Genomic DNA, 6,219 nt, shown 5'->3' with positions numbered 1-6,219 from the left:
ACCGCGGCCGACAGCGTGCGCGGCCACCTGGACGACTACGGGATCTCGGTCGACCTGGTGTTCCAGATCAACCAGTTGCGCGGCCGGGCTGAACGCATGGAAGCGCTGCTGGCCTGCCTGATGGGCAATGACGCCGCGCCGGACCTGCGCCGGCTGCTGGCCGAGCTGGTGCGCGCCGGCATCGAGCGGCGCGGCATCGGCAAGCTGTTCACGCGCCATTACGCGCTGCTGGCACGCAAGGTGACCGAGCGCAGCGCCGACACCGGCGAGCACTACATCACCCGCGACAGCGCCGAATACCGCGACATGCTGCGCATGGCCGCCGGCGGCGGCGCGGTGATCGGACTGACCACCATGGTCAAGTTCGTGCTCACCGCGCTCGCCCTGCCCGCCTTCTGGGCCGGCTTCAGCGCCGGCACCAACTACGCGATCAGCTTTGTCGTGATCTACCTGATGCACTGGACGGTCGCGACCAAGCAGCCGGCGATGACCGCGCCCAGCCTGGCGCGCCGGCTCGAAGGCATCTCGTCCAGCGACGCGGCGCTGCAGCGCTTCGTCGACGAAGTGGCGCACCTGCTGCGCTCGCAATTCGCCGGCATCGTCGGCAACCTGAGCGCCGTGGCGCCAGTGGTACTGGGGCTGCAGATCCTATCGTGGCTGACCTTCGGCGCGCCGTTGATCGGCCAGGCCCAGGCCCACTATGCGCTGCACAGCACCTCGCTGCTCGGGCCGACCGCGCTGTACGCCGCATTCACCGGCGTGCTGCTGTTCGCCTCCAGCCTGATCGCCGGCTGGGCCGAGAACTGGTTCGTCTTCCACCGGCTGGACAGCGCCATTGCCTGGAACCCGCGCTTCATCCAGCGCCTGGGTGCCGCCCGCGCGCTGCGCTGGTCACGCTGGTGGCGCGACAACATTGCCGGCGTCACCGCCAATGTCTCGCTGGGCATGATGCTGGGCCTGGTGCCGGCGCTGGCCGGCATCTTCGGCCTGCCGATCGAGGTGCGCCACGTCACGCTGTCCACCGGACAGATCTTCGCCGCGCTGGGCACGCTGGGCTGGCCGCTGCTCAACGAGCCGGGTTTCTGGTGGTGCATCGCCGGCATCCCCATCACCGGCCTGCTGAACCTGGGCGTGAGCTTCGCGCTGGCCTTCCGGCTGGCCATGGTCTCGCAAGGCCTCAAGCTGCGCGACCGCGGCCGCATCTACGCGGCCTTGCGTCAGCGCTGGCGCGAGGCGCCGCACAGTTTTTTCAAGCCTTCGAAGCCACCGGGCTGAGGACAGACTCAGGCCTGGTCGTCCTCCGAGCGGTCCCGCTCACCGCCACGCCGGCCCGAGAACATCGTCCACCAGATCACAAAGACCAGCACCGCTCCGGCGCCCAAGGCCTCCAGCACCAACCACCCCATGCTGTCTCCGCGTTTGTTGAGAAGAATCTTCGCTGAAGGCCCATTGTGTGCGCTGGGCCTGGCCGCCACCATGCTGCTGGCCAGTTGCGCCGTCACACCGCCAGGCCCGCCCGGCTCGGCTTCGCCCGGCCAGCCCACCACCGCGCCCACCCCGCCGGTCCTCCACATGCCGCCTCCCGCCGGCACGGTCGAGCGCAATCGCTCGCGCTGGGTGCCGGCCTCGTTCAACGAGTTGCCCGGCTGGCAGGACGAGCAGCTCAGCGACTGGTGGCCCGCGATGCGCCAGGGCTGCCAGAACCCGCCCACCGCCTGGGCCACGCTGTGCACCGAAGTCCGCCAGACCAGCGGCCTGCCAGACGGCCTGCTGCTGCGCCTGTGGGCCGAGAGCAAGCTGCAGGTCTACCGCGTGGAGTCGCTGGACGGCGACCCCGCCGGCCTGCTCACCGGCTACTTCGAGCCCGAGATCCCCGCCAGCCGCAAGCCCACCTGGAACCGCAAGGTGCCGCTCTACGGCCCGCCGGCCGACCTGGTCGCCAAGAAGCCCTACTGGACCCGCCAGCAGCTCGACACCCTGCCGGCAGCGCGCAGCGCGCTGCAAGGGCGCGAGATCGCCTGGGTCGAAGACCCGCTGGACGCGCTGATCCTGCAGATCCAGGGCTCCGGCCGGCTGCAGCTCACCGAGTCCGACGGCGGCCAGCGCCTGATCCGCCTGGCCTTCGCCGGCCACAACGAACAGCCCTACAAGTCCATCGGCCGCTGGCTGATCGACCAGGGCGAGCTCACACCCGCCCAAGCCTCCTGGCCCGGCATCAAGGACTGGGCCCGCCGCAACCCGCGCCGCGTGCAGGAAATGCTCTGGCAGAACCCGCGCTACGTCTTCTTCCGCGAAGAGCCGCTGCTGGACCCCAGCCTCGGTCCCAAAGGCGCCCAAGCCGTGCCCCTCACCCCCGGCCGCTCCATCGCCGTGGACCCCCAAAGCGTGCCCTACGGCACCCCCGTGTGGCTGGACACCACAGAGCCTTTGTCCACCAAACCCCTGCAACGCCTGGTCATGGCCCAGGACACCGGCAGCGCCATCACCGGCGCCGTCCGCGCCGACTTCTTCTGGGGCTGGGGCGACGAAGCCGAGGCCAATGCCGGGCGCATGAAGCAGGGGCTGAAGATGTGGGTGTTGTGGCCGAAAGGGTGAGCGCGCGGGACGCTTGAGGGGCAGGCGACCGGCGCAATGGGGGAACAAGCGCGCCTCGTATTGCGGTTTCCCACATCGCACGCCCCGGGTTTTTACCGATGATTGCCGGTTGGACCCGGCTGGCTGCTTTCTTTCGACAGCAGGCCGGCTTGTTCGTGCCTGCCGGCTGAGAGCCGGCATGTCCTGACCGGGCACTGCCGCAAAACGGCGGGGCTCGTTTCGATCATCCGCCTCACGAAAGCGCCGCATGCCTGCAGTACCTTCTTCCCCCGTCCTGCTCCGCGGGTTCCGCCTGGCGGCGGTGGCCCTGCTGGCCACGCTGGGTTTTGCGGCGCGGGCCGACATCGTGATCGGTCAGGTCGCGCCGTTCACTGGCCCGCAGGCGGTCACCGGGCAGGCCATCCACGCCGGCGCGAAGCTGTACCTCGACTCGGTCAATGCCGCTGGCGGCGTTCGGGGGCAGAAGGTCAAGCTGGTGACGCGCGACGATGCGCAGAAGCCAGAAGACACGGTGCGGCTGGTCAAGGAACTGATTGTCGCCGAATCGCCGGTCGCGATGATCGGCACCGTGGGCACGGCCAACCTGGAGGCGCTGGCCAAGGACGGCGTGCTGGCCAAGGCCCGCATGCCGATGGTGGGTGCCGTGTCCGGGGCGGCCAGTGTGGCCAGGGCCGAGGGCATGTTCGTCGTCAAGGCGCGCTATCACGATGAAGTGGACCGCCTGTTCGAGAACCTGACGAACCTCGGCCTGAACCGCGTCGGCCTGGTCTACCAGGACGACGGCCTGGGCCAGGACGTGCTCGCCGGCGCCAACGCAGCCGCCCAGCGCCGCACCGTGACGCTGGTGGACACAGCCTCCTACGCCCGCAACACGACGGACACCTCGGCCGCCGTCACCCGCATGCTGGCCGCCAAGCCGCAGGCGATTTTCCTTGGCGCGACCACCGCCGCGGCAATCGACTTCGTCACCCGCTACCGCGCGGCCGGCGGCACGGCGCAGTTGTACGGCATGTCCATCATCGACCCCGACCTGATGCTGAAGAAGATCGGCGCCATCGCTGCGCGCGGATACGCCTTCACCACCGTGCTGCCGCTGCCCGCCGACAACAAGCGCGCCGTGGTGCGCGAATACCTGGCGCTCAGCGCCGAGTCCAAGGACCCGAACCTCTCGACCCGCTCGCTCGAAGGCTTCATCGCCGCCAAGGCCGTGGTCGCCGCCCTGAAGCGCGCAGCCCGCCTCGCGCCAGACGCCATCAGCGAAGCCCTCAGCGCCCCCGAAGGCATGGACGTGGGCAACTTCCCGCTGAACTTCAGCCAGAAGGGCCGCACCGGCTCGGCCTATGTGGACTTCGCGATGTTGGGGTCGGATGGGAAGCTGGTGCGATGAGCACCCGGCCGGAAGCAGGCACGCGCTGAGCAAGTCGCGCTACGCCTTATCGGGGCAATCGAACGCGGGCGCAGATGCAAAAGGGCCATTGGCGGCGGTGTGGGCCTCGGCACGTCGCTGGAGCTGGCGACACGGCACCACGCTGCGGGTGAACAGCCGGTCGGCATGAGGGCGCTGACTCCAGCCATAGGAGTCAAAGTCGTAGCGGCGCAGACGGCCATCGCTCGTTCGCAAGACGGCAATCCAAACAATCGAATCCTCGCCTTGCGCCTGAGACGCCACCCAATGGTCGACGCGCGCCGCCGCCGCGTGCGCCATACAGGCATCGGCTGAAAACGAGTCCTGCATTAACCCCACGAATCCGCAGGACACGGCGGCAGGCGGCATCACGGCCGGCACCTCACGACGGATGGCAGAGGCCCAGTCGGGCCGCGGCGAACTTGAACTGACGATCACCGGAATCGCCGGCAGCAGCGCCAACGACAGCAGCGTCAGCGAAAAGGCGAGCAGGTTCGGCCGTTGCATCATGTCGGCCTCCACTGCGCTGAAACTGCCGCGAATATCGCCTGGGCACACCAGGCTCGCTGGCTCCGTGACTGCAATCGGGCTCGTCACTTGATCTCCAGTTGCTTCAGCCTGGCATCTCGACATTCACGTACATGACGGGATTGGAAGCGCCTCGCGGGAAGTAGTGTGCAGCGGAACGGCCCACGTACTTGCACCTCACAGGCTCGGGCGCCGGCTCGCCGGTGAACTCCCAGCGCCCCGGCACGTTGACATCTGCGAGCGACCGGGTCGTGTAAGCCGTGCTGCCTGCTGGGTGCCAGGCCTTGGCGACATACACCTCGCGCACGATCCCTGAGGCCACAGCCAACACCAGCTCGACTTCGGCTCTCCGCTCGCCAACGCGCCAGACACCGCGAGTGGCTTCGTACAGCGCTTGCGGCGTCATGCCCTCTCGGTGAAGTCCCGCCACCCGGATGAGCAAAGCGGGTTCTGTCACCACCAAGCCGGGAGACACTTCGGTCTTCGCAGGCCTCGGTGCAGCCGAGGGCGCGGGTTGGCGGACGGCCAATGCCTCGGCAGCCGCGTCAGGCAGCAAAGCCGCAATGGCGGCAGCCTCCTCGCGCATTTGCGGCTGGAACTTGCCGTAGTTGGAGAAGTGCAGGTGCAGATGAACCGTGCGCCCCGCGTCCTGGTAGAGCACGGGGAGAGGGCCAGATGACGCCGGCCGTTGCGCCAGCCATCCGAACCGCCCGCTCGCGCGCAGCAGTTGCGCCACCTGCGCCGAAACGAAGATGAGCTTCGCACGGCCGCGCAGCATTGCAGACTCGATCATCTGCAAATGCGATGTCGCCAAGTCCGCCCGCGTCAGCTGGCTTCGGCCCATCGTGGGCAAGTGAAGCAGTTCGACAAACGACACCAGCGAAGCATGCCGCGGCGCAAAGCCGACGCGCGAGAAGTTGAGGTGATAGCGACGGCCGTCGCCACGGTAGTCAGGCAGCAGGAACGGGTGATGCACGCCATGCTGGCGCCAGAACGCCACGCCATCCTCGTGGTACGCCAGCACGTTGCCGAACGATGAACTGTGCGCGATCTGAGGGTCGTAGTTCGCATCCAGACCAATGAACAGGAACGTGGCATCCCAAGGCGCTGCGCCTTGGAATGGTCGCTCGGCAAAGCATTGCTGAAGTTCGCGGCTGGGATGCAGTTGGTACATGGCAGCGGTCGTGAAAATCCATCAGCGCGTCAACACCCGCACCTCCAACTGCTGCGCAGTAGACGCCGCCGCATCCCCACTTCGCCAGGTCCGCGTACCGGGATTGTCCGGCCCATTCTGCACAGCGCCGCCAGGCCCCGCCAGCCTTCCCAACATCACCCACTGCCCCATCGCCGCCAGCACTTCGCCGGACATCCAGGCCGCATCCGCTGGGCGGGCGCCCTGGCCCGCGGCGGACGGCCATTCGACGCGGTATTGCACGCGGACCGGGGCGTTGCCGCCGGGCCAGGTGGGGGCGACCCAGAGGCGGGTGGCTTCGGCCAGCGGTTCTTCGCCGCCGGAGAGGCCCATGGTGGGGTTGGCGTTGGACTGACCTGCGCCGCTGGCAGCACTGCCCGGCGCGCCGACGTTGGCGTACCAGCGGGTTTGCGGGGCCAGCCGCCATTGGGTCAGCGCGACTTCGGACTGGCCGCCATTGCGGACCTGCATCAGCGGGAGCGTGGGTGCCGCGCCGCTG

At 68.5% G+C, this 6,219-nt stretch carries 7 protein-coding genes; 3 read left to right on the top strand and 4 right to left on the bottom strand.

What is annotated here, in order from left to right:
* On the top strand, positions 1–1,275 hold a 1,275-nt coding region (locus FKP22_RS18085; protein ID WP_233446880.1), incomplete at its 5' end, for a transporter-like protein.
* Positions 1,276–1,283: 8 nt separating this feature from the next.
* On the opposite strand, the gene FKP22_RS34280 is transcribed toward FKP22_RS18085, so the two are convergent.
* Positions 1,284–1,406 (bottom strand): hypothetical protein, encoded by a 123-nt coding sequence (locus FKP22_RS34280; RefSeq protein ID WP_259372452.1) that lies wholly within the window; start codon positions 1,404–1,406, stop codon positions 1,284–1,286.
* Here FKP22_RS34280 and mltA point away from each other — a divergent pair.
* The gene (mltA, locus tag FKP22_RS18080) at positions 1,405–2,595 is read left to right on the top strand and encodes a murein transglycosylase A (RefSeq protein WP_141289002.1); all 1,191 of its coding nucleotides are present in this window, start codon (positions 1,405–1,407) and stop codon (positions 2,593–2,595) included. The two genes, FKP22_RS34280 and mltA, sit on opposite strands and share 2 nt — an antisense overlap.
* A 247-nt stretch (positions 2,596–2,842) precedes the next feature.
* Positions 2,843–3,982: an ABC transporter substrate-binding protein gene (locus FKP22_RS18075; protein ID WP_141289000.1), complete on the top strand. Its 1,140-nt coding sequence runs from the start codon at positions 2,843–2,845 to the stop codon at positions 3,980–3,982.
* 39 nt (positions 3,983–4,021) lie between these two features.
* On the opposite strand, the gene FKP22_RS18070 is transcribed toward FKP22_RS18075, so the two are convergent.
* The 3 genes from FKP22_RS18070 to FKP22_RS18055 form a co-directional block, all read right to left on the bottom strand.
* Positions 4,022–4,597: a hypothetical protein gene (locus tag FKP22_RS18070; protein WP_141288998.1), complete on the bottom strand. Its 576-nt coding sequence runs from the start codon at positions 4,595–4,597 to the stop codon at positions 4,022–4,024.
* 16 nt (positions 4,598–4,613) lie between these two features.
* Entirely contained in the window at positions 4,614–5,702 is a 1,089-nt protein-coding gene (locus tag FKP22_RS33480; protein ID WP_211361453.1) for a hypothetical protein, read from the bottom strand.
* Between the two features lie 21 nt (positions 5,703–5,723).
* Positions 5,724–6,219: hypothetical protein (locus FKP22_RS18055; RefSeq protein WP_211361452.1), on the bottom strand; the 496-nt coding region annotated here is incomplete at its 5' end.

The organism is Ideonella azotifigens (genome assembly GCF_006519715.1).
In the GTDB taxonomy this organism is placed as follows: Bacteria; Pseudomonadota; Gammaproteobacteria; order Burkholderiales; family Burkholderiaceae_C; genus Ideonella; species Ideonella azotifigens.
This window is presented reverse-complemented; position numbering and strand designations above follow the sequence as displayed.

What these genes read in the sequence shown, in the direction of transcription:
- FKP22_RS34280 (WP_259372452.1), bottom strand. Translation starts at nt 1,406, where the DNA reads ATGGGGTGGTTGGTGCTGGAGGCCTTGGGCGCCGGAGCGGTGCTGGTC.
- FKP22_RS33480 (WP_211361453.1), bottom strand. Translation starts at nt 5,702, where the DNA reads ATGTACCAACTGCATCCCAGCCGCGAACTTCAGCAATGCTTTGCCGAG.
- mltA (WP_141289002.1), top strand. Translation starts at nt 1,405, where the DNA reads ATGCTGTCTCCGCGTTTGTTGAGAAGAATCTTCGCTGAAGGCCCATTG.
- FKP22_RS18075 (WP_141289000.1), top strand. Translation starts at nt 2,843, where the DNA reads ATGCCTGCAGTACCTTCTTCCCCCGTCCTGCTCCGCGGGTTCCGCCTG.